Consider the following 22,449-nt stretch of genomic DNA (forward strand, 5'->3'; position numbering starts at 1 on the left):
AAATGAATTCAGATCCTAGTTATTATGAGGAGAACCATATGTTAATTAATCCAACGATTAATGAGATCAATGACTTATTCAAGATGCATTCTATCAACGAAGAAATATCTGAAATTCAAAGTTTGTCAGGTACCACAGCTGGACGTATTTATCGGTTGAGTACAAGTCTGAATAAGCACTATATTTTGAAATCAGATGAACCCGAACAGATTCACATCGCCCAGAAGTTTTTGGATACGTATAAGAATTCTTCGTTACTGCCTGAAGTTTTGTTGACGGATCCGGATAACACTTATTTCATTTATACGTATATGGAAGGTACGACCCATTTCAACCGGGGCCTGAAGAGAGACTGGTTAACTCGTCTGGTGAAAGAGTTATTCAATACATATGTGCGTTCTACAGATACGAAATCATGGGGCAGAATAGAGTTCCCACAGAGGACATGGAAAGAATTCAATCAGATTAGTATTCATGAAGCAAAGATGAATATCGGAAGTGTTTTAACGACAGATGATTATAATCTGGTTCAATCCAAAGTGGATCGTCTTTTTCATGAGGAAGAAGAAAAGTTTCTTTTACATGGCGATACGGGGGTTCATAATTTTGTATATGATCAAAATGAACTCATCGGCGTTATTGACCCATCTCCAATGGTTGGACCTATCCTCTATGATTTCTTGTATGCTTTTAGCTCTTCGCCGGATGATATCAACACCGAAACATTATTTGCTACGTTCGAACTTTTAGAGCAAGTAGATATGGATAAATCCAGATTGATAGAGGAAGCTCTGGTCCATCTATATTGCCGAATTGGGCTGAGTAACAAGCATCATCCTGATGATCTGCCTGAGTATTTGAAGGCTTGGCATGAATGGAAGCGATTATGTCAGGAACTTTGAACTAACAAACTTTTTACAGCTATCGCAAGTGCCTTAGTTCAGACTATACAAGACAGGAGAGATATCACAAGTTGGATAACAAAAGGTTTTTGAATCGTCCGAATTCTTGGACGACCTCCGAGATGCTTCATGGCGACTTACTTGCCAGTAAAGAACTTATCTATGACAAGTGTGGCTTTGTATGCTCACAACCACATGAAGAAACACAAAATGCTGAATATGGTGCATATGTGTTCACCATAAATGCTCTCTCCATTCGATTTCGCGTCGCCAAAACCACGCCAACCAAGATCGGACAATTTGTTACCCTATGGCAGCGGAGTGAGGATGGAACGACACAGCCATATGATGGATCAGATCCAGCAGATGTGTATGTCATTAGTACGCACACAGGCAGCCACTTTGGGCAATTTGTATTTCCGAAGCATGTATTGTTACAGCGAGATATCCTATCGGATCAAGGCAAAGGTGGCAAGCGCGCAATACGTGTATATCCGCCTTGGGACAAACCAACAAGTAAACAGGCTCTAAAAACGCAGCAATGGCAGCTGGAATACTTCGTGGAAGTACCTTTTACCGAACCATTGAACTGTGATCAAGCCCGGGTACTTTATGGCACCAAACGATTGAAGTAAGTGATAAAGTAGCCCAGCATCTCCAAACTCTTCTCCTCTGAATATCAGCTTGTCACCGATCTTTTCGTCATATCTCCTCTAATCGTTATTTCCCAGTACTGAAGCATGTGTTATGTCCTCCATTTGTTAGAATAGTGAACGTCAGTTCAGTTGATTTTTTTGAAATTTGTGCTTGCCTTAATGTGAACATTAAGCCTTAGGATGTAAAAAAACCGGCCAAATGCATCCAAAAATGAATATAAAGGTGGAGTCAGCAGTATGGCTTTCTCGATAAAAGAAGCTTCGGAGCAGCTGGGTTGTCCTGCACATAAAATTCGTTACTACGAGAAGGAGGGAATGCTCCCTTACATTCAACGGGATCAACATAGAAATCGGATGTTCGAGGAAGAACATCTGGATTGGATGAGACTGATGTCCTGTTTCAGGGCAACGGGTATGAAAGTATCTACACTGAAACAGATGGTTAGTCTGGCACTGGACGGGGATTCAACGATTCCACAACGGAAAGCGATCCTTCACGAATATAAGCGCCATAATTATGAATTGTATGGCGTTTTTTGGCATTTTCGGCTGGGAAAACAAAAAACGCATGTTCAGAATCGGTTCAGAATCGTTTGTTATAATTCACGTGAAGTTTCAAATTTTAAATGTAAATGAGGAGGAACATGATTTGAAGGGGAGCATAGGGGGCAAAAAGATGGCATCTTTCAAACGAGGGCTAGTGATTATGCTGGCATTTTTGATAATGGTGGCATTCATGACACAAAATTCTGCGCAAGCTGTTTCTGGCGAATGGGAACAGGTGAGTCCATTCCCTACGGCTAATTCGATTAGTGCTGTAGCCTATGGCAACAATAAATTTGTCGCTGTGGGACGAAATCAAGTAATTATCACTTCCACTGATAGTAAGAATTGGATAGTCTCGGACCATCCACAAGCAGTGAATTCCAATCTAGCAAGTATCATCTACGGTAATGGCAGATTTGTCGCAGTTGGATCAAGTGGTTTGATAGTAACCCTAGTAGACGGTGAAACTCAATGGAAAATTCAGAGACAGAATATCACCTCTTACGCTATAACTAGCGTTGTATTTGCCAACGGGAAGTTCGTAGCAGTAGGGGCCAATGGAATTGTTATGACATCCACAGACGGGATAACTTGGACGGGGCAGCCAGTAACCAGTACATATCATATGGGTGTTACTTACGGCAAGAATAAGTTTGTTGGTGTCGGGCAAAGAGGATCTGTGATCCAATCTGCCGATGGAACTACTTGGAGCACAGCAACAGTCAACAATACCTATATGTTTAATGGAGTAACTTATGGCAATAACAAATTTGTAGCTGTTGGTCAAGGTGGTTTGATTGCCACATCCAGTGATGGTAACAGTTGGACAACCGCAATCAGCAATTCCACGGTCACGTTTAACACAGTGACTTATGACAACCTTAATAACTTATATGTAGCAGTCGGTGGAGGAGGCACCATTGTGACCTCAGCTAACGGAACGAACTGGACAGTTCAAACCACAGGTACTATAAAGGATCTTAATGGTGTTTTTGCTAGGGATGGTCTCATTTTTGCTGTTGGTTACAGTGGTGTGATCTTAACCTCTAATAATGGAATGACTTGGACAGATCAGTTGAGGGGAACAGCTGCAGGTCTTGAAAGCCTGACTTATGGCAATGGCATATTTGTTGCAGCTGGTTATGAAATGATAGGATCGACGAGTCTGATAGGTGCAATTTACACATCTGAAGATGGACAAAATTGGGTAAACCGAAAAAAGGCAGTTTTTCCGTATAAACGAGATTATATCAGTAGTGTTAGCTATGGTAACGGCAAATTCATAGCCGTAGGGTATAAAGAACTTTCCGGACTCTCCAATACTGGGCTTATTATGACCTCATCTAACGGAGTATCTTGGACAGAGCAATTATTAGATGAAGGGACACTCTTGGATAGCGTATATGGTGATCATCAATATGTGACTGTAGGGGCTTTTGGCAAAATAATGACTTCACCGGATGGTGAAACTTGGACGAGCCGAACAAGTGGAGTGTCAGTTCCGCTTACTGACATTAGTTATGGAAATGGTTTATATGTTGCCGTAGGCGGGAGTACAGTTGTGACATCGCCTGATGGGGTTACATGGAAGGAACAACCGAGTGACTCTTCAAGGTATATATATGATATCGCATACGGTAACGGTTTGTTTATTGCCGTTGGACCAAGTGGAAAAATCATCACTTCTTCCAACGGGGAAAACTGGAGTACTGTAACGAGTACGGTAAATAATGTGCTTCAAGGTATACATTATGACATGAATGGATTTAAGGCTACTGGTAACTCTGGAGTCCTGCTTACTTCACCGGATGGTATCACTTGGACCAAGCAAATAAGCGGGACAAAGGTTGATCTGCGCGGCAGCATCTCAAGCGGAAGCGAGGATGTAGTGATAGGTTTGGATGGACTTATTTTGCGGAAATCGGTTATGAACAGCACGATCGATCCTACAACCGCTTCTTTTGACAAAAACAGTTCATCTGCAGATTACAAGGATATTGAAACAGAAGTCGTCTTAAATGGGAATGAATTCACTGGAATTGAAAATGGAGCCGAGAAGCTCGTATTGGACAGCGATTACAAGATGGTTGCGGGTACTGTGACGATCCGTAAGGAGTATTTGGTCAAACAAGCAGAAGGAACAATAGACCTGAACTTTACCTTTAGTACAGGGGCTACACAGAAGCTGGTAGTTACAATTAATAACACTACACCAAAGGTCGTGACGGTTAGCTACTTACAAGGAGAGCATGGGACAATCGACGGCACGAGCGAGCAGGTAGAGATTGGCGGACATCCAGTAAACGTGCCTACAGTCACGCCTGCTAAGGGGTACCATTTTGCAGGATGGAGCAGCGATGGTGGCATCACTAAGCTTAGTAGTCATGAAGTAGGTACATCCACAGTAACAGCTAATGTAACGTATACTGCACAATACACGGTGTTTGTCATGGGAGATGCAGATGGCGACGGTAAAGTGACTGCTGCTGATGCACTTTTGTTAACCAAATACATGAAAGGCAAGATTACACTTACGCCGGAGCAATTGCACGCGCTTGATATGAATGGTGATGGGAAATGGGACGATGAGGATGTCAAAGCGATTCTTGCCATCGCCATAGGAAAGGGTTGATATGATGGCTTGGAAAAAATGGATTTCAATAATGATGGCGGTCGTTGTATTTTTAACTTTTGGAACAATGGGTTATGCCGAATCTAGTTCAGATGTAGCTTCAAACTCGATTAAGGTAAGCAGCGAACAAGGATATCCTGGAGATTTCGTTGACATTTCGGTACATTTGACACCGGAGGATCTGATCAATCACTATGACATTTCGATTGGATTTGATGAATCTACGTTGGCGTTGGTACCTGGAAATGAAGTGACAGATGAGTTGGGGGTCATTTCTGATGAAGGGGGTTTTGAATCGGATTTTTCTAGTAATGGGACGATCAATATCAAGGCTAATCCAGTATTCATTACAGAAGCAGATACAAAGGCATTCACTCTTCATTTCAAAATCACGGACTCTGCAGAGCCTGGAGACTGGGATTTTAATGTGATAAAACATGACCTCTACGAGGGTGATGAACTCGCTTCCACCTCAGTTGAGTCTGGGAAGGTAACGGTAAAGACAAAAAGTACGATTAAGCATACTGTGACATTCGACTCACAGGGAGGCAGTGTTGTAGAGAGTGTGACCAACGTGGACAGCGGCAAGACGATCAGTGCTCCTCCAGCGCCGACGAAGGCGGGCTACTCGTTTGCAGGCTGGTACAAGGATGCGTCCGTTGCGGATGCATGGAACTTTGAAGAAGACGCGGTAACGTCTGATATGATGTTGTATGCGAAATGGACGCGGCACGCGGTGCAGATTCAGGTTGGCTCGGTGAGCGGAATGCCTGGCTCCACGGTGGACGTACCAGTCACAGTGACCGACTTAACTTATGGAATAGCAGCCTATAGCGTACAGCTTGATTTTGACACAGAAGATTTGGAAGTAACGGGAGTTACGGGAAACGTTGGAGATTACTTCGACTCCAATTACGATAACGATGCAGGCTGGCTCAAAACAGTATGGGTAGATAATGATGGGGGAGATACACCGATCCTTGCCGGAGAGAGAATGTTTACTGTTAGCTTCAAAGTGAAGAGCGAGGCAGTGTTAGGCGAGAAGGCGCTGACAGTGCAGACAGAAGATTCCGCTCTATTCTCCATCATGGATGAATCAGGGATAGAGATGAACAAAACGCTTACCCCTGGCAAGGTAACCGTAATCGAGGGACCAGTGCAACATATGGTTACATTTAACTCGCAGGGAGGTAGCGAGGTTTCCAGTATCTCCAATGTGAATAGTGGCACGACAATCAGTGCTCCGACAGCACCGACGAGAGCCGGTTACACATTTGCAGGTTGGTACCAAGAAGCAGCGGGTACAAATGCTTGGAACTATGCAACGGATATAGTCACCTCGGATATGACATTGTATGCGAAGTGGACAAGCAATGGTTCGAACAATTCGAACAACTCAAATAACTCAAATAACTCAAATAACTCAAATAACTCAAATAACTCTGGCATGCTATCCGTTCCAAGTACGTCGTCCGACGATAAACCAGTCGGTTTTCAAGTCATTGTTGACGGTATTGTGAAAGACCAAATTGCTACAGGATCGACGGCTATAGAGAACGGAAAATCGGTGCTGAAGGCTACAATTGATTCATTCAAACTAGCTGATCAACTTAAGAAGGCTGCTGACAAATCCACCGTGGTCATTCCTGTGACCGCCAAAACAGACAAAGTATTAGTGGTTTTGACCGGTGAAGCAGTGAAAAGTATGGAAATTAAACAATCGATCTTGGAGGTACAAACGACAAACGGTACCTATAAGCTGCCTGCTGGGCAAATTAACATCGATGATATTTCCTCTAAACTGGGCGAACAAGTTAAACTTTCTGACATTGTCGTTCAGGTGGAGATTGCTAAGAGCGATGAGGATACAGCTGTTCTCGCCAAGACTGCTTCTGCGCAAGGAGGCTTTGAGGTTGCAGCCCCGCCGGTCACTTTTAATGTAACAGCTTCTTACAATGGTAAAATAGTAGCTGTTGAGCAGTTTAGCAGCTACGTGGAACGTGAAATTCCGCTTCCCGCTGGTATCGATGTGAGCAAGGTGACGACGGCAGCCGTGCTGAATTCAGATGGCCGTGTACGCCACGTACCAACCTATCTCACGACTCGTGAAGGGAAGAATTATGCGACCGTGAACAGTCTCACCAACAGCGATTACTTCCTGATCTGGAATCCAAAGACCTTTGCGGATGTGGAAAGTCACTGGTCAAAGCAGGCCGTTAATGATATGGCTTCCCGATTGATTATCAAAGGTAAAGATGAGAATCATTATGAACCGAATGCTGTCATCACTAGAGCAGAACTTACAGCCATTATGGTTCGTGCGTTGGGCTTGTCTGACACTGGCACCGAGAGTGCATTCAATGATGTCTTGTCCAGTGATTGGTACGCAGGCTCTATCGCTAAGGCTGTGGAGTATGGCTTGATTGAAGGCTATGAGAACCGGACCTTTGCTCCTAACCAAGCTATTACTCGGCAGGAAGCATTGGTGATCATAAACCGGGCGATGAGACTGGCGGGTATAGCAGCTGACGGAGCCTCTCCAGACTCTCTGCTTTCTCCATTCGCAGACCAAACAATGGTTGCATTATGGGCAAAGCAGGCCATGGCTGCAGCTGTGAAGAACAGACTTGTAGAAGGATCGAATGAAGGCTTGATGCCTACAAAGAACCTTACCCGAGGTGAAACTGCAGCAATAGTGCAAAGGTTTTTGATAGAGACCAATCTAATTGATAACCCGAATGACTGATGGGATAATTTACTGATGTACAAAACTAGGCTCTATGTTTTTAATAGAGCCTGGTTTTTTTGTTGTTAATTGATGATGAGCAGGGAACATACATGCTAGGGCTCTTTAAAATATCGGTATTGTTATATATACTAATGATAGTTTAACCCTACATAGAGAAGATCACGGAGAGGAGCGGTTTTTATTATGCCGACCTACTACTACCTTGCAGCAGTTTTATTAGTTGTAACAGCCTATTTGGTTCGACGTAAGCTCAAGATTTTCCGTCCAGCAGCAGGAAGACGCAGAAAACAGATGAAAGTTACGTACAGACGAAAAAAAGCACCATTGAATCTTGGACTTCGAGAAGAAGTCTCCTATCAGCAAACCATTCTTCAATTGGAGAAGAGTTACAATAAGCATTTTGCCAACAAACTCAAGATCCGAATTCAACAGGAATATCCTCACATGAAAACGCTGGAGTATCGGTGGAAATTGATAGAACTTAAGCGATATTTCATTATGGCTTCATTACTTAAGCAGGTGCCCATGTTCAGTGATGAAGTTGATGATTTGTGGCATGAGATGCTGATGTTTACGAAATCTTACGCTGATTTTTGTGCAGAATTAATGGGTTCCACGGTACACCATGAGCCGGCAATCACCCGCCGCGAAACGCCAGGAGCACGTGCATGGTTTGACTGGGTGTACTGTCAATTATTTGAGTTCACCCCCTACAGTGCTGCAATCTGGGGTGATTTTTTCACTTACCCATTATCCAGTGATGTACAGAAGCTGATCGCACAGGGAGATCAATTCGAACTGGTAAATGAACTGTTTCATGCCAGACGCATGCAGGAGGATCCTGAAGCTGCTCAGGTGATTATCTACTTGATTGATCAACTACGTAGATGCGCAACTCTAAGTAAAGACGAGCTATCTCCAGCGTCTTCCGGAAGTAGCGATGTAGCTCTCGTCATGGCTAGCGCCATGGTGTATTACTCCATGCATAACGTGGCGACATATGGGCTACACATGGGCCGGCTGGAGCAGGAAATTCTTCCACAGGAAAAGGCAGCCTATGGTTCCTCGTCAAGCAGTGGCTGCACGAGCAGTTCCAGCTGTTATGCGGATCAATGTACCGACAGCAGTAGTTCCTCGGGAGGATCTGGATCATCCTCGGGATCATCTTCCGATTCTTCTTGCAGCTCATCCAGCTGTTCATCTTGTGGTGGTGGCGGAGATTAATGAGATTGAGTATTTGGGCTACAGTGAATTTGCAATCTTGAATGAAACAGTCACTAGACAAATGGAGATTGCCGGAAGGGAAGAGCACATGCGAAGCAACAAATTCACACCGTATTTAAGTTTTATAGGTTTTGGTTTAGTCGTTTTGACCTTGAGTGTGAATGTAAGCTTTAAGCTAGGAATTGAGAAAGGCTTGGATGAAGTCCAAGCTGGAACGCGGAAAAATGAACAAAGAAGATTTCTTGGATCAGATCAAGAAAGTTAAGACCAGTTTGGGAATCAACATCATTTATATTGTTATCCTGCTGTTTCAACTTGGATACGTCATAGTGAACTGGGACGAGGTTAATATTTAGTGTTCTGACCTGCCTTTCCTGATTTTGATAGAAACATACATAACCTTTAGGAGGAATAATCTTGAAAGCATTATCGATCGTCAGTCTTATTTGGTACGTACTTAATTTTTTGTTAATAGCAGTTTTTTTAGATGGTTCGCAAGAAGGTGCGGAGGTAGCGGCAGTTTTGGGACTTCTGGGTGGACTGTATGGTCTGCTTTTCTCAATCCTAGCTTTGATCGTATCAAGCAAGAGAAAAAAGACCCCTGTAAATGTTCATGAACAACTGCTTCAGCTAGGTGACTTAAAAGAGAAAAATATCATATCAGAATATGAATTCGATCAGAAGAAAGAGAAGTTACTCTCCAGATACAAGTAGTCCAGAGGCCGCTACGGTTAGGTAAAGGCTATTCTGTTTTCTACTCATACCAAAAAGCTGGACTTAGGAAAATAAAAACAGGGCGTTCCCTTCACCGGAGAATCTGCCCTGTTTTCATTTAGAAGCAACTAATATTTGTTACCCATCTCAATGGTGATGATGCGCATGGGCATCTGGTGCGTCGCCTTTGACGGTACATAACACCGAGGTGTCATGCAGATGTTTTTCGGACTCCACTTGGAGCGTCACATGTTTGATTTCTTTATGTTCCAGCATATGTTCAATCTTCTGAACCAGGATCTCGGATGCATAGACATCCATCGTTCCATCCACCACGATATGAGCGGTCAGCGCGTTCAAGTTACTGGTAATGGACCAGACATGCACATCATGAACGCCTTTGACGCCATCGACTTGTTTGATGGTCTGCACCAGTTCATTCACATCGACATTGGCTGGGGTGCCTTCCATCAAGATATGCAGGGATGATTTGGTGACATAGAACCCACTACGCAATACCAGTGCCGCGACAATTACACTCGCCAGTGGATCGGCCCAACCCCAGCCAAAGAACATCATGAGCAGTGCTGCCGCAATGGCCCCAACCGATCCCAGCATGTCGCTAATGACATGGAGATAAGCACCGCGCATATTCAGATTATTTTCCGTATCACTACCTCGCATCATGATCCAGGCCACCAGAATATTGATGAGCAACCCAATGACGCTGATGATCAACATGCCTACGGTTGCAACTTCCGGGGGATTGATGAAACGCCCAATCGCTTCGTAGAAAATGTAGAGTGCAATGGCGATTAACGTAATTCCGTTTAACGTAGCGGCCAAAATTTCAAATCTTCTGTATCCGTACGTTTTGCCAGTATTCACCGCTTTTTCACCAAAGGTGAACGCCAGCAAAGCGATCCCGAGCGCAATGGAATCGGACAACATATGACCTGCATCCGAGATAAGCGCGAGACTGTTGGTGATGAATCCACCAACGGCTTCAACGATCATATAGATGGTAATAATAATGAAGGAAAATAACAGCACTTTCTTATTATTGGTTGTGTGAGCGTGGTTGTGTCCATGATCGTGCCCATGGTTCTGATCGTGATGATGTCCGGACATTTAAATCCTCTCCTTTGGAGCCTTGCTCCGTTATGTAATATGATTTCTAGTGTGGAATATAGATGATTCTTGGCAATGGTTGATCGTCTACAAATGAATATATGAGCGATTGTTCATATGTTATGATTTTATTATAGTTGCGCCTCATAGTAGTGTCAACCAGATTTAAGGAAATATAAACATGACCGGTGTGTCTCAGCGCGTATGTACTAGCTAATGCGTTTGTTTTTATGCTACCATCTGTGCAGAATCAAAGTGAGATGTACTTGTTACATAGAAGGGCGGACAACGATATGAAACATCTGCTGCTGGCAGACGATGATGCCAATATTCGAGCACTCCTGCGGCATGTCATGACCAAGGAAGGGTATCGGGTACATGAAGCGCAGGATGGATTGGAAGCGGTCAAACTGATGCAAGAAACACCGATCGATCTGGCAATCCTCGATGTGATGATGCCCGGCATGGACGGACTGGAGTTATGTGATTTCATTCGGCAGCATTACGACATTCCAATCATGTTGCTGACGGCTCGAGATCAGCTATCTGACAAAAGAGATGGTTATTTGAAAGGAACAGATGAATATGTGACCAAGCCATTTGAACCGGAAGAGTTAGTCTATCGGGTAAAGGCATTGTTTCGTCGGTACCATCGCACATCCAGCGATATTATCCGTATGAACCGGATCGTCATTGACCGTAACAATGTGGAGGTTACCGATGGGCAATCCATTCTCTTTTTGCCAATGAAAGAATTTGAATTACTTTCACAGCTGGCCCAGTTTCCGGGCCGTTTGTTCTCGCGGGATGAACTCATTCGGCTCGTCTGGGGAGCAGATTACGAAGGAGATGACCGTACCGTTGATGTGCACATCAAGCGATTGCGTGATCGATTTGCCGATTATACGGAAGATTTTGTCATTCAGACTGTGCGGGGTATTGGTTACAAGATGGAGGTGAAAGCACCTTGAGGACCTTGTACGTCCGGGTATTCCTCATTACAATTGCCGTGATTATGGTCAGCGGCATGCTCGGTTTTCTTTTGTCCAACATCTACTATCATACAAAACTCAAGGATTTCAATGATGAGAAGCTGGTGGGCATCGCGACCCATATGAAGCAATTTGTGGAGCAGCAACCCGGCACGATGGAGCAGTATTTGAACAATGCCGCCGCACTTGGGTACGAAATCTATGTGACGGATGGAAAAGGCAACGACCTATTCTACGGCCGCGAATTCCGTGAAAAAGATCTGGACAAGCAAGCTGTAGAACTGGTGTTGAATGGTGAGGTATACCATGGCGTCGCGCAGTTCCCAAGCAAACCGTTCATTACCGGATTCTTCGATAATCAATTAAGCAATACCGTGGGTGTTCATCTACAGCTAGGCAATGCGAATTACGCCCTCTTTATGCGTCCGGATGTAATTCTGCAATTCGGTGAGCTGCGGATCTTTTTTGCGCTGATTGGAGCATTGACGATAGGTATTAGTATCCTGATCTTTCTGATCAGTACCCGCTATCTGGTCAATCCGATTGAACGTCTGTCCGAGGCAACCAAACGGATTGCGCAAGGAAAATATAATCTGAAATTGCCTACCGCAAGGCGGGATGAGATTGGACAGCTGGCCCAGCATTTCATGACCATGAGTCGTGAATTGGAAAGGGTAGATCAGGCGCGACAGCAGTTTGTATCGAATGTATCGCATGAGATTCAATCACCGCTGACCTCGATTCAGGGTTTTGCCCAATTGGTGGCGGATCGGGATCTGCCTGAACAGGAACGGGAGCACTATGCATCAATCATAGAGGAGGAGAGTCGTCATCTCTCTTTGCTCAGCAAACAACTGCTTCTCCTGTCTTCCCTTGAACAAGGCAACGAAGATCTGTCCAAAGTAAAGTTCTCTCTGCGAGATCAATTCCGGCAAGCCGTTCAGGTGCTGCAATGGCAATTGGAAGAAAAAGAACTGTTGCTTCGGATTTCGGTACCCGAATCCATCCAGCTGGTTGGCAATGAAGTGCTGCTCATGCAAGTTTGGATGAATCTACTGGGCAATGCGGTGAACCATCTACCACAGGGAAGAAGCATTGAGATTCATGCCGAGCAGACAGATAACCAGTGTGTGATTCAGATTCGGGATACAGGAGACGGAATTGCTGCGGAGCATCTGCCTTTCCTGTTCGATCGATTCTATCGGGTGGATCGTGCGCGGGAACGTTCTTCTGGACGAACCGGGCTTGGACTTGCCATTGTGCAGAAAATTATCCGAATTCATGACGGTACAATCGAGGTTTTCAGTTCGCCTGAGGGTACGGTCTTTATCGTGACACTTCCGCAGATGTAATCTGTTATTCATTTGCCGTTCATTTTCGCCTCCTATACTTGGATTATCAAGAGGGAGGTCACAGAACATGTACTTGGCTATTCGGGAAATGAGGTATGCCAAAGGGCGCTATGCCTTAATTGCTACAATCATGGTACTGGTTTCATTTCTGGTACTGTTTGTTACAGGTCTTGCACAGGGGCTGGCGTATGATAACGCAGCTTCGGTCAAAAATATGGCAGCAACCCACTTTGTGCTGGAGCAGGATTCGAATCATCGGTTCACCCGGTCACAAGTGGATCAGGATCAACTTAATCAAGCTCGCTCCGTGGTGGGGCAAGAGAACGCTGAGCCACTCGGTGTGAAAATGACAACCGTCAGTCCAACCGGCGACACAAAAAAGATCGATGTCACGCTGTTCATGGTTAATCCGGAGGGCTGGCTTGCTCCAACGGTGACTGAAGGGTCTCTGATTACGGATCAGACAAAAGGGCAGGTTGTGGTGGACCAAAAGTTGTCTGAATCTGGTGTCACGATTGGTACCGTTCTGGTCGATCAAGCTTCGGGAACGGAGTGGACCGTTGGTGGATTTGTACAAAATGAGTCCTTCAGTCACTCCCCAGTGGTGTTCCTGAATGAACAGGAATGGCTTACGCTTCAAGGAGGTTCACGAACTTTGCAAGGTTCAGCAGACACCAATGCTAATGCTCCGATATACAATGCTATTGCGATTAAGGATGGGGGCGATCAGGTAGACCGCCTGAGTGCTGCAATGCCTAATATGGAAGTCATCACAAAGTCGGATGCCGTATCGGCCATTCCTGGATATAAGGAAGAGCAGGGATCGTTGCTCATGATGATCGCTTTTCTATATGTCATCTCAGCGTTTGTACTTGCGGTATTTTTCTATGTCATCACGATTCAGAAAACAAGTCAGTTCGGCATATTGAAAGCGATCGGAACGCGGAATGGTTATCTGGCGGGGAGTGTTTCGTTACAAGTCTTGGTCTTGTCAGTTGGTAGTCTGGTCATTAGCGTACTGTTGGTTCGACTATTCGAGTCCATCTTGCCAGCATCGATGCCATTTCAATTAGGTTTATCCACCCTTGCACTGACCTGTGTATTATTCATACTCATGTCTGTGGCGGGTTCGTTATTCTCGGTGTGGAAGGTTACCAAAATTGATGCACTTGATGCGATTGGGAGGACAGCAGCATGAGAAACCGATTGGTATTGCAGGGAATTACACAGACCTTTGAAGATGGCGGCAGGAAACGCACGATTCTGGACAAGCTGGATCTTGAGGTTGCTGAAGGGGAACTTGTAGCTGTGATGGGGCCTTCCGGCTCGGGCAAAAGTACATTCCTGTCCATTGCTGGCGCACTTCTTGAACCAACGGAAGGAACGGTTTTGCTGGACGGGTCTTCTATTATGGGCAAAAGCAAACAAGATATATCCGATGTACGGCTCCAGCAACTCGGTTTTATCTTTCAAAGTGCCAACCTCATTCCGTATCTGAAAGTAGAAGAACAACTGATGGTGGTCGCAAAGCTCGCCGGAACGGATAAAAATAAGGCGGAGAAGCGAGTGGATGAGCTGCTGGGTACGGTGGGGTTGACCCATCGGAGGAAGGCATATGCAGAGAAGCTGTCTGGCGGAGAACGTCAGCGGGTCGCCATTGCACGGGCGTTGATGAACGATCCGGCTGTCCTGCTCGCGGATGAACCAACAGCCAGTCTGGATGCGGAACGTGGGCTGGATATTGTAGGCATGATTGCACGGCTCGTGAAAGAGCAGGGCAAGAGTGCAGTGATGGTTACGCATGATGAGCGGATCTTGCCGCTCTGTAGCCGGGTTCTTTTTTTGGAAAATGGAAAGCTGGTGCAGCATTAGAAGGAGAATGGTCTGAGAGTCTGGAGAGAACACTGATTCAAGGCTTAAGGGCAGAGAGCGTAAGAAGAGGGTCACGTATTCCCCGGTGGGAAGGTGGCCTTCTTTCTGTGTTTTCGACTATAATTGGAAGAATAGTGGAATTAGATAGAGAGGATCGGGTGCGGATGAGTAGCTTGAGTGCGGAACTATTTCCGGCGCTGAGTACGTCAATTCATTGGGGAATTATTGAGGCGGAGTTCAGATTGAACGACATCGTGGATGAAAAGCTGGTGAGTAATATTAGCATCATTCCGTTTGTCGGGGATCAATGTGTCGTCTTTCAACTGGATAATGGAGATTGGGAGCTGCCTGGAGGGACGCTTGAAGCAGGTGAGCAGTATATGGATGGACTGAAGCGCGAACTGATGGAGGAACTTGGGGCAGAAATGCGGTCCTATCAGATCTTTGGTCAATTCTATTGCACATCCAGTGCGTTGGAACCGTATCGACCGTATATCCCGCATCCCCATTTCGTACGAATCATCGGTTATGGAGATGTTGAACTTGTCGGTGATCCGCTGAATCCGGAGGATGGTGAGCAGGTGGTTGCAGTGGAAGTGGTAGAGATTGATGAAGCGATCCAAAGATTCCAGAAACAGAACAGACATGACATTGCGGAGATGTACAAACTGGCTTATGTACTGCGAGAAGACGCTAAATAGTATTTTTATAAAATGGAACAAGCATGATTCTGGACAAAAAAGGGTAACAACGAATTAAATAAACTTTGCCTTGGGAGTGATATCTAATGCAGGAACTTTTTAAGAAGATCATCAGTACAGAAGTCAAACCCGTATTTGCCAAACACGGCTATTCCAAGAAAAATCTGAATTTCTACAAAGCGGATGGAAACCTCGCATATAAGTTCAACATTCAAAGAGCAAAGTATAACACCAGTAGACAAGTCCAGTTTTATGTTAATTGTGGTGTTCATTCCACCGAACTTGCGGAGTTGCATTCCGTTGGATTGAATGGAGACATATTGGAGTTCACATCTCATTTTACCTGCCGAATCAGAGAAATAGCCCCTTCCGCTCCGGCCCACTATACCTTAACGCCTGATATCGATCCAGACGCTTTATCGAAAGAACTGGTGTCACATTTGGAAGAGGGTATGTCATTCTTACACTCGCTAACAGGGGCCAAAGATATAGTCCATTATTATATGGACAAGACAGCGCTATATTTAAGCGAAGTAACCTTCCGTTTCCTGCTAAAAGCCGGCGATACGGAAGAAGCCAAGCATTATTTACAGCAACTGCACGCCAAATACGGAGCCGAAAAGCGCTGGACGATATTAGAAAAGAAATATGCAGCTGTTTTTGCCGAGTACGGAATGTAAGTTATATGGTAAGAAAACAAGCCGAATTCATAACCTAATTTTAATTTGTTTGGAGCTGAATTTAACAATAATTAAAATTGCGATTCCTTCCAATAATATGTCTGAGATAAGGGTGTTAATTTGGAAGGACTGATAATCATGAGTAATATACGGGTTCTACTTTATATAATGTGTGCTCAATAGTTGGACCGAGATCAGCATCCAATTGGTGAAATTTAATCCTGAAGTATAGACTCTTTAGAAAGTTTTTTATGTTATTCTTTTGCCTAAACGAGGGAAGAAATTCTGCATTTTTCTCTACATCACCAAAACGTTGAATCCATTGCTTTATGTAAGTCTCACTAAGTATCCTTCTATTTAAGACACTAATGATGGATTTCACCATTCTTTCATCTTCCCCATCGGAGTATACGCAGTCTGTAACGGTTATCTTTTGATAAACTAGGTCGAGGATAGTTAAGAGATCCGTCTCATCTAGTTCGGTACATTGAGCTAAATCATCCAAAACATCTGCTGCGTGTGCTATGGCATGAGCCCAGCCTTTTACTTCGTCATGTCCACGGTAATCACGCTCTTTTTGTACATTGTAGAATACGTTCCCTTTGATCTGATGAATGTGTTCTTTTGAGAGAAATGGTGATTCTCTATGCCTGGATAAAAAGAGTGATATAACCAACATAGAGAAAGATCGAGTGAATACAGCGTCTGAATTTGTTTCTCCAAGTCTAAAATGCAAATGGTTTTCATCCAAGACTACGGGTAAGATTTGCTCTAGTTCGTACACAGTCAGAGCATGACCAGGAATCCAATTCGATAAGGTTGTGTAAATTAATTCATCACGTAGCTGGGCATCCAAAGAACCGATGTTATGTATCATTTCTTGTACTAATGGAAATATATCTGAAGGTGCTTGGTAGTCATTCTCTTTTATTAATAACAACTTATCTTTTAATTCCATTCTACACACTCCTAAGAGTAAACTATCATTCAGGTTGCCTTGGTTATATTATACAATTTATAAGGAGTGATGCCCACATGGCAAACGATAAAGGAACACTCAGAACATGCGAACAAGGACATTTGTATTATAAAAAAAGTGATTGCCCAACCTGTCCGACGTGCGAAGCTGAACGTAAACCGACAGAGGGATTTCTAGCCTTATTGTCAGCTCCCGCCAGACGGGCCTTGGAGAATGAAGGCATCACAACACTACTGCAACTTGCGGAGTACACGGAGAAAGAGATCCTGAAACTTCACGGAATCGGGCCATCTGCCATGCCCAAACTGCGAAGCGCTTTGGAAGAAGAGGGATTGTCTTTTAAGAAATAACTCTCATTACTCCTTTCCTTTAATCCACAACGGAAGTAATCTCCTTCATCGTTACCTGATAAAATAAGTAACCTGTGCCTTGACACTCGTAGTACAATAAGGAAGTTGTGTAAAATTCTATATAAGAGGAGGGCGGAGAGATCGCTATAAGGAGAGTGTGAAAATACATACAACGGACGTGAAGTAAAGGGATAGAAGCACCCGTAGATTCGATTTGCATTATGACTATTACGAGGAAGACTCATCTCAGAAAAACAAAACTGCATAAGGAAGTGTTACGAGGTGGAACCACATATTGAAGAGCAAAAAACAGACTACCGTCCACTAGGTGTGTCGGGATTGGGTGGTTGGCTGATTCTCATCCAGATTGGATTATTTGTTACGGTAATTCTACTTGCAGTGCAATTATTTCAGCAGATAATACCCACATTCACAACTGAGACTTGGGAAATGCTAACTTCCAAACAATCAGACTATTATCACCCATTATGGGGTCCAGTACTTATTTTTGAGATGGTGTACAATACGCTGTTTTTATTATTCAGTGTATATACAATTTTTGTGTTTTATAGCAAGAAAGCAATATTACCCCGTCTGATGATCATCTTCTATGGTCTCAGTCTGATTGTAGGTATTATTGATTACCTATTATTGCTCCAGATTCCGTTAGCAAAAGAATTGGAAGATGGAAGCTCGATCAGAGAAATTGCTAAATCTGTCATCACTTGTGCCATTTGGATTCCTTATTTTATCAAATCCGAGCGAGTTCATAACACATTTGTAAGATAAATGGTAAGCAGGAAATGCCCGATCTTGGATAGAAGCTATCTGAGGTCGGGTTTATTGTATATATGCCGGGCTAGTCATACAGTGTAAAGGTACATTGTTCATTATAGAAGTGAAAAGGAGGAGAGATCTTGAAGATTTATCTGGTAAGGCATGGGATGGATGAGGAAGGGTATCGAGGCGGATGGAGTGATCGTGGACTTACGGAACAGGGAATCAATCAATCCAGGAAACTGGGAGAGCATTTGCATCATCATGCTGAGGAGTACAACATACAGACGATTATTAGCAGTGATCTTCCTCGTGCAGTACAGACTACACGGGAAATTGAGAAACAATTAAACATGCAGGCTAGCTTAATGAAAGATTGGCGGGAGATGAATAACGGAGATTTGGCAGGCATGCTCCAAAAGGATGCTGAAGAACATTACCCAGGGGTTTATTTCAACACCCTTGAAATGGATTCACCTTTTCCGGGAGGAGAAAGTCCAAGGGATTTTTATAACCGGATAAGCATATCTTTCGAGAATCTTCTTAGAGATATAGAGGGACAAACAGTCAAGTCCAATGTTCTATTAATTACTCACGGCGGAGTGATTAATATTCTGTATTATCTGCTTGAGAAGAAGGAATGGAGCAATAAGTCCAGCTTTTATCCCATGGACAACACCAGTGTACATACCGTTGAAAAGGGAAGGCATGGTTGGAAACTTAGCAGCGTAAATGTGTTAAGTCATCTAGATTAGTTGTTTTTCCATGTTAAATAGAAGACGGAGGCGATGACATGAGCGATAAACCAATTGAACTGTTGCAACGTTTAAAATCTTTATCCGGCCCATTTCCAACGTGGGATACGGGGCAGTTGCCGGAGCGGCCGGGGAAGCTATTTTTGGAGTGGTTGAGATTGGCGGTTGAGAACAAAGTGAAAGAACCTCACGCTATGACAATCTCCACCGTGGATCAAGATGGTTATCCTGATGCGCGGGTGTTGATTTTGAAAAACGTAATTGATGAAACGTTCTATTTTGCCTCCAGTTCGGAGAGTCGAAAAGGGCAGCAGTTGAAGGAGAATCCTCATGTCGCTCTGACATTCTACTGGCCTTCCCTTGGAAGACAGATTCGGATAAGGGGAATTGCCGAGGATCGGGGAGATGAAGCGGGCGCTGATGATTTCCGCAAACGTTCAGCTGGAGCAAGAGCAGTTGCCATGACAGGACATCAGAGTGAGGTTTTGGATAGCGAGGAAGTGCTGGATAGTTCCATTGAAGCTCAGAAGGAAAAGATAAGACTTGACCCCAGTGTTGTTACACCTCATTGGCGTCTATATGCCGTGAATGCACAAGAGGTGGAGTTTTGGCAGGGAGATTCGGAGCGCAAGCATGTACGAGTCCAATATGTAAAGCAAGATGGGCAGTGGAAGACACTCAGATTGTGGCCTTGATATTACAACAGGTGAGTTAGGCAACACGGACCGAACTGCTGTGTGTTTCTTTTTTCTAACAATATGAGGGAGGATAAATCTATGAAAACGATTGAAAGTTTCTTCGAACCATTTCCCGTGTTGGAAACCGAACGGACGTTACTGCGACCTCTTACTTATGATGATCTGGAGGATATGTACGGTTACTGCGTTGTACCTGCTGTATCGGAGTTCACGACCTGGGACGCGCATCAGAGCAAAGAAGACACCAAAGCTTTTTTAGATTTTGTCATGAGTCGCTATGAGACGGATCTAATAGGCCCGTGGGGGATCGAAGATAAACACACCAAGGGGCTGATTGGTAGTTGTAACTATCTAGGGTGTGATAGCGATAACAGGAGAGTTGAACTGGGATACGTGTTATCTGATCAATTTTGGAATCAAGGTTACATGACTGAGGTAGTGAAACGAATCATCCAATTTGGATTTGACGAAATGGGGCTCGAGCGAATTCAGGCCAGATGTTTGGTGAAGAACACGGGTTCCGCCAAGGTTATGGAGAAGGCAGGCATGCATTTCGAAGGTGTGCTGAGGAAATACATGAAGGTAAAAAATGAGCTTCAAGATCTGAAGATGTATGCTATCGTAAAAGAAGACTTCTATACTCGTGTTAAATAAAGAACGTATTTTTGAAAGGGCGATCGAGGTTGAACAAAGGAATTCTGTATCTTATGTTATTCATGACTTTTTTAAGTAGCTCAGAAGTGACATACAATCGTAATGCCGTTTCAAAAGAACCTCCTGCATCTCATGTAACAAAGATATTTACTGAGGATGAATTCCAATTTCAGATTAAATCCAAAGATATTACGATTAAATTAGGAAGTACTCGTGAAGAGGTTGAGCAGCAACTTGGACTCCACGTGGATTATTACTACTACACGAATGTCTATCAGTACAAAGATATGAGAATTCATTACAAAGATGGAATTGTGGATGGCATTATGATTGATGGCCCGGCAAAGTTCAAAACGTACAAAACGCCAAGCGGGATAGGTTATGGAAGTACAGTTCAGGAGGTCTTCCAAAAATATGGCAAAAAAGCTTTTATAGATACTAAAACAGGAAAAGTAAAAAGTATTACATATGTCATGGAGGAAAATAAACAAGGTAATTACCATGTCATACCGTCCTTTGATCATGCAATATTGGAAGGAGGATTTGAGAACATGAAAGGGTTGTCCATGAATTTTGATCAAAAGGGTCGTGTGTCATTCATTATGCTGGCGAGCCATGAGTTTGCCTATAATCCTGAGTTCAACAAGGATGACATACAATAGAGGATTATGGGATTACCTTACATCACTCCCGATCATTGAGGAAATGGGTTTTATTTTTGTTTTCAGCAAGCAACGTACATAATGTCATATCTTGAACCTGGTGCCTTCCGCTATAATCTTCAAGTTATCCAAATGTGGATTGAATGAAGGAACCAGGAGGTACAACGAATTGACGACCAAAAACAAATATAAATCACTCGAATTGGAAACCCCCGGCGTATATGAGCTAGAAGGGCTTGAAGTGGGAGTGACATCGAACTGCAATTATAAATGTGACTACTGCTGCGCCTACAATCGGGATGATGGAGCGTGCATCAATAGTCAGGAAGTCATCCGTATTATTAGTGAGCTTCCTCGTCTCAAGAGAGTGCGATTGTCAGGGGGAGAAGTTACTCTGAAATATCAGGATTGCCTGGAGATTGTGACGTACTGTGCGGCACATGGCATCGATACACAATTGAACAGTAATGCCAGTCTGCTGACTGAAGAACGAATCATCGCGTTGCGAGATGCAGGCTTGTCCAACATTCATATCTCGTTTAATTATACGGATGCGGAGGCCTATGCTGCGTACTACCGTGTGCATCCTCGCATGTATGAAAGGTTGGAGCAGAATATCCGTTTGTGTACGGAAGCCGGTCTGGAGACGGTGCTGGAAACGTTACTGTTTGAAGGGAACCAAGCGAACATGCAGGCCATTAGCGATAAGGTGTATGACCTGGGGGTGCGCATCCATGAGATCCAGAACAGTATTAAGATGCCGCATACCGACTGGACCCAGATTGTATCCAAAGAGTCCCTTGTTCGATCTGTTACGGAATTAATTAAACATAAAAAGCCAGATACAACGCTCTATTTCACCTGTATGGATCGGTTCGCTGAACAGTTGAATTTGCGTGAACAACCCGGTGTGTATTTCTCTAATTGTGTGGATGGCACGAAACAGCTACATTTGCACGGTAACGGGGATATTCTCATCTGTGAGTTATGCCATCCTGTTGTGATTGGCAACATCTACACTGGAACGTCGTTGAAGGATATTTATGCCCAACAGCCACCGGCGTTAACGGAATTTTTGGAAAAGCGGCCTTGTCCCGCGTACGATGCTCTTTTTGCAGACGCATAACAGGAAGACCTGATGAAGATATGTGATATGAATGTTGAACGAAATATGTACACGATATTAGTGACCTTTAGGGTTCTATAGAATGAAAATCAAGGTGATCTGATTTCCTCAATGGGAAAACGGATGGCCTTTTTTGATTGAACTATTCATTTACACAATAACGGAGAGGACAGAAAAAACCTGAAAAAGCGAAGCGTTCGCCTTTATCCCCGGATTTTCCCCTTTAGAAAAGGGAATTAAAAAAATTTGGGGGTAACAGCGATTGGAAGGTTGTTCTGTCATCGTAGTGTCAGTGTG

General features: G+C 44.0%; 23 protein-coding genes. 21 read left to right on the plus strand and 2 right to left on the minus strand.

Annotation, left to right across the window (positions count from 1 at the left end; translation table 11 throughout):
• The first annotated feature begins 38 nt into the window (after positions 1-38).
• The 8 genes from NSQ20_RS08205 (at position 39) to NSQ20_RS08240 (ending at position 9,423) form a co-directional block, all read left to right on the plus strand.
• The gene (locus NSQ20_RS08205; protein WP_340032243.1) at positions 39-902 is read left to right on the plus strand and encodes a phosphotransferase; all 864 of its coding nucleotides are present in this window, start codon (positions 39-41) and stop codon (positions 900-902) included.
• A 71-nt stretch (positions 903-973) separates the two neighbouring features.
• Positions 974-1,537: a MepB family protein gene (locus tag NSQ20_RS08210; RefSeq protein ID WP_340032244.1), complete on the plus strand. Its 564-nt coding sequence runs from the start codon at positions 974-976 to the stop codon at positions 1,535-1,537.
• 258 nt (positions 1,538-1,795) lie between these two features.
• Complete coding sequence (locus NSQ20_RS08215; protein WP_083684648.1) at positions 1,796-2,194, plus strand: MerR family transcriptional regulator; 399 nt, start codon at positions 1,796-1,798, stop codon at positions 2,192-2,194.
• Between the two features lie 40 nt (positions 2,195-2,234).
• Entirely contained in the window at positions 2,235-4,736 is a 2,502-nt protein-coding gene (locus tag NSQ20_RS08220; protein ID WP_257468239.1) for a X2-like carbohydrate binding domain-containing protein, read from the plus strand.
• 1 nt (position 4,737) lies between these two features.
• The gene (locus NSQ20_RS08225) at positions 4,738-7,482 is read left to right on the plus strand and encodes an InlB B-repeat-containing protein (protein WP_340032246.1); all 2,745 of its coding nucleotides are present in this window, start codon (positions 4,738-4,740) and stop codon (positions 7,480-7,482) included.
• Positions 7,483-7,668: 186 nt separating this feature from the next.
• Positions 7,669-8,709 carry a hypothetical protein gene (locus tag NSQ20_RS08230; RefSeq protein WP_340032247.1) on the plus strand — a complete coding sequence of 347 codons (1,041 nt, stop codon included), beginning with the start codon at positions 7,669-7,671 and terminating at the stop codon, positions 8,707-8,709.
• Between the two features lie 13 nt (positions 8,710-8,722).
• Positions 8,723-8,974, plus strand: a complete 252-nt coding sequence (locus tag NSQ20_RS08235; protein WP_340032249.1) for a hypothetical protein — start codon at positions 8,723-8,725, stop codon at positions 8,972-8,974.
• Positions 8,975-9,126: 152 nt separating this feature from the next.
• Positions 9,127-9,423 (plus strand): SHOCT domain-containing protein, encoded by a 297-nt coding sequence (locus tag NSQ20_RS08240; RefSeq protein WP_340032250.1) that lies wholly within the window; start codon positions 9,127-9,129, stop codon positions 9,421-9,423.
• Positions 9,424-9,570: 147 nt separating this feature from the next.
• Here the strand turns inward: NSQ20_RS08240 and NSQ20_RS08245 are convergent, their stop codons facing one another.
• Positions 9,571-10,554, minus strand: coding sequence for a cation diffusion facilitator family transporter (locus tag NSQ20_RS08245; RefSeq protein WP_340032252.1), 984 nt, complete (start codon positions 10,552-10,554; stop codon positions 9,571-9,573).
• A gap of 293 nt (positions 10,555-10,847) precedes the next feature.
• Between NSQ20_RS08245 and NSQ20_RS08250 the strand changes: the two genes are divergently transcribed.
• The 6 genes from NSQ20_RS08250 to NSQ20_RS08275 all read left to right on the plus strand — a co-directional run bounded on the left by NSQ20_RS08250 (position 10,848) and on the right by NSQ20_RS08275 (position 16,151).
• Positions 10,848-11,525 (plus strand): response regulator transcription factor, encoded by a 678-nt coding sequence (locus NSQ20_RS08250; protein ID WP_222216041.1) that lies wholly within the window; start codon positions 10,848-10,850, stop codon positions 11,523-11,525.
• Positions 11,522-12,898: a HAMP domain-containing sensor histidine kinase gene (locus tag NSQ20_RS08255; protein ID WP_340032254.1), complete on the plus strand. Its 1,377-nt coding sequence runs from the start codon at positions 11,522-11,524 to the stop codon at positions 12,896-12,898. Before NSQ20_RS08250 ends, NSQ20_RS08255 begins: the two co-directional genes overlap by 4 nt.
• A gap of 67 nt (positions 12,899-12,965) precedes the next feature.
• Positions 12,966-14,096: an ABC transporter permease gene (locus tag NSQ20_RS08260; RefSeq protein ID WP_340032255.1), complete on the plus strand. Its 1,131-nt coding sequence runs from the start codon at positions 12,966-12,968 to the stop codon at positions 14,094-14,096.
• A complete protein-coding gene (locus NSQ20_RS08265) occupies positions 14,093-14,770 on the plus strand; it encodes an ABC transporter ATP-binding protein (RefSeq protein ID WP_340032256.1) in 678 nt (225 codons plus the stop codon). The genes NSQ20_RS08260 and NSQ20_RS08265 overlap by 4 nt, the downstream gene beginning before the upstream one ends.
• A 164-nt stretch (positions 14,771-14,934) precedes the next feature.
• Positions 14,935-15,471, plus strand: coding sequence for an NUDIX domain-containing protein (locus tag NSQ20_RS08270; protein WP_340032257.1), 537 nt, complete (start codon positions 14,935-14,937; stop codon positions 15,469-15,471).
• Between the two features lie 86 nt (positions 15,472-15,557).
• Complete coding sequence (locus NSQ20_RS08275; RefSeq protein WP_340032258.1) at positions 15,558-16,151, plus strand: DUF4304 domain-containing protein; 594 nt, start codon at positions 15,558-15,560, stop codon at positions 16,149-16,151.
• Positions 16,152-16,287: 136 nt separating this feature from the next.
• Here the strand turns inward: NSQ20_RS08275 and NSQ20_RS08280 are convergent, their stop codons facing one another.
• Positions 16,288-17,109: a DUF2785 domain-containing protein gene (locus NSQ20_RS08280; RefSeq protein WP_036610460.1), complete on the minus strand. Its 822-nt coding sequence runs from the start codon at positions 17,107-17,109 to the stop codon at positions 16,288-16,290.
• A gap of 77 nt (positions 17,110-17,186) precedes the next feature.
• Here NSQ20_RS08280 and NSQ20_RS08285 point away from each other — a divergent pair, with 77 nt between their 5' ends.
• From NSQ20_RS08285 to NSQ20_RS08315, 7 genes are all read left to right on the plus strand, one after another.
• Positions 17,187-17,480 carry an RNA polymerase alpha subunit C-terminal domain-containing protein gene (locus NSQ20_RS08285; protein WP_036610457.1) on the plus strand — a complete coding sequence of 98 codons (294 nt, stop codon included), beginning with the start codon at positions 17,187-17,189 and terminating at the stop codon, positions 17,478-17,480.
• A 282-nt stretch (positions 17,481-17,762) separates the two neighbouring features.
• Positions 17,763-18,269: a DUF2569 domain-containing protein gene (locus NSQ20_RS08290; RefSeq protein ID WP_036610454.1), complete on the plus strand. Its 507-nt coding sequence runs from the start codon at positions 17,763-17,765 to the stop codon at positions 18,267-18,269.
• A 128-nt stretch (positions 18,270-18,397) separates the two neighbouring features.
• On the plus strand, positions 18,398-19,012 hold the full coding sequence (locus tag NSQ20_RS08295) for a histidine phosphatase family protein (RefSeq protein ID WP_036610451.1): 615 nt from the start codon (positions 18,398-18,400) through the stop codon (positions 19,010-19,012).
• Between the two features lie 38 nt (positions 19,013-19,050).
• Positions 19,051-19,707, plus strand: a complete 657-nt coding sequence (locus NSQ20_RS08300; protein WP_340032259.1) for a pyridoxal 5'-phosphate synthase — start codon at positions 19,051-19,053, stop codon at positions 19,705-19,707.
• Between the two features lie 81 nt (positions 19,708-19,788).
• Positions 19,789-20,364, plus strand: a complete 576-nt coding sequence (locus NSQ20_RS08305; RefSeq protein ID WP_036610445.1) for a GNAT family protein — start codon at positions 19,789-19,791, stop codon at positions 20,362-20,364.
• A 29-nt stretch (positions 20,365-20,393) separates the two neighbouring features.
• Positions 20,394-21,026, plus strand: a complete 633-nt coding sequence (locus NSQ20_RS08310) for a hypothetical protein (protein WP_036610442.1) — start codon at positions 20,394-20,396, stop codon at positions 21,024-21,026.
• Positions 21,027-21,195: 169 nt separating this feature from the next.
• Complete coding sequence (locus NSQ20_RS08315) at positions 21,196-22,152, plus strand: radical SAM protein (protein ID WP_036610439.1); 957 nt, start codon at positions 21,196-21,198, stop codon at positions 22,150-22,152.
• Positions 22,153-22,449: the final 297 nt, after the last annotated feature.

It is taken from the genome of Paenibacillus sp. FSL K6-1122 (assembly GCF_037977015.1).
GTDB lineage: Bacteria > Bacillota > Bacilli > Paenibacillales > Paenibacillaceae > Paenibacillus > Paenibacillus amylolyticus.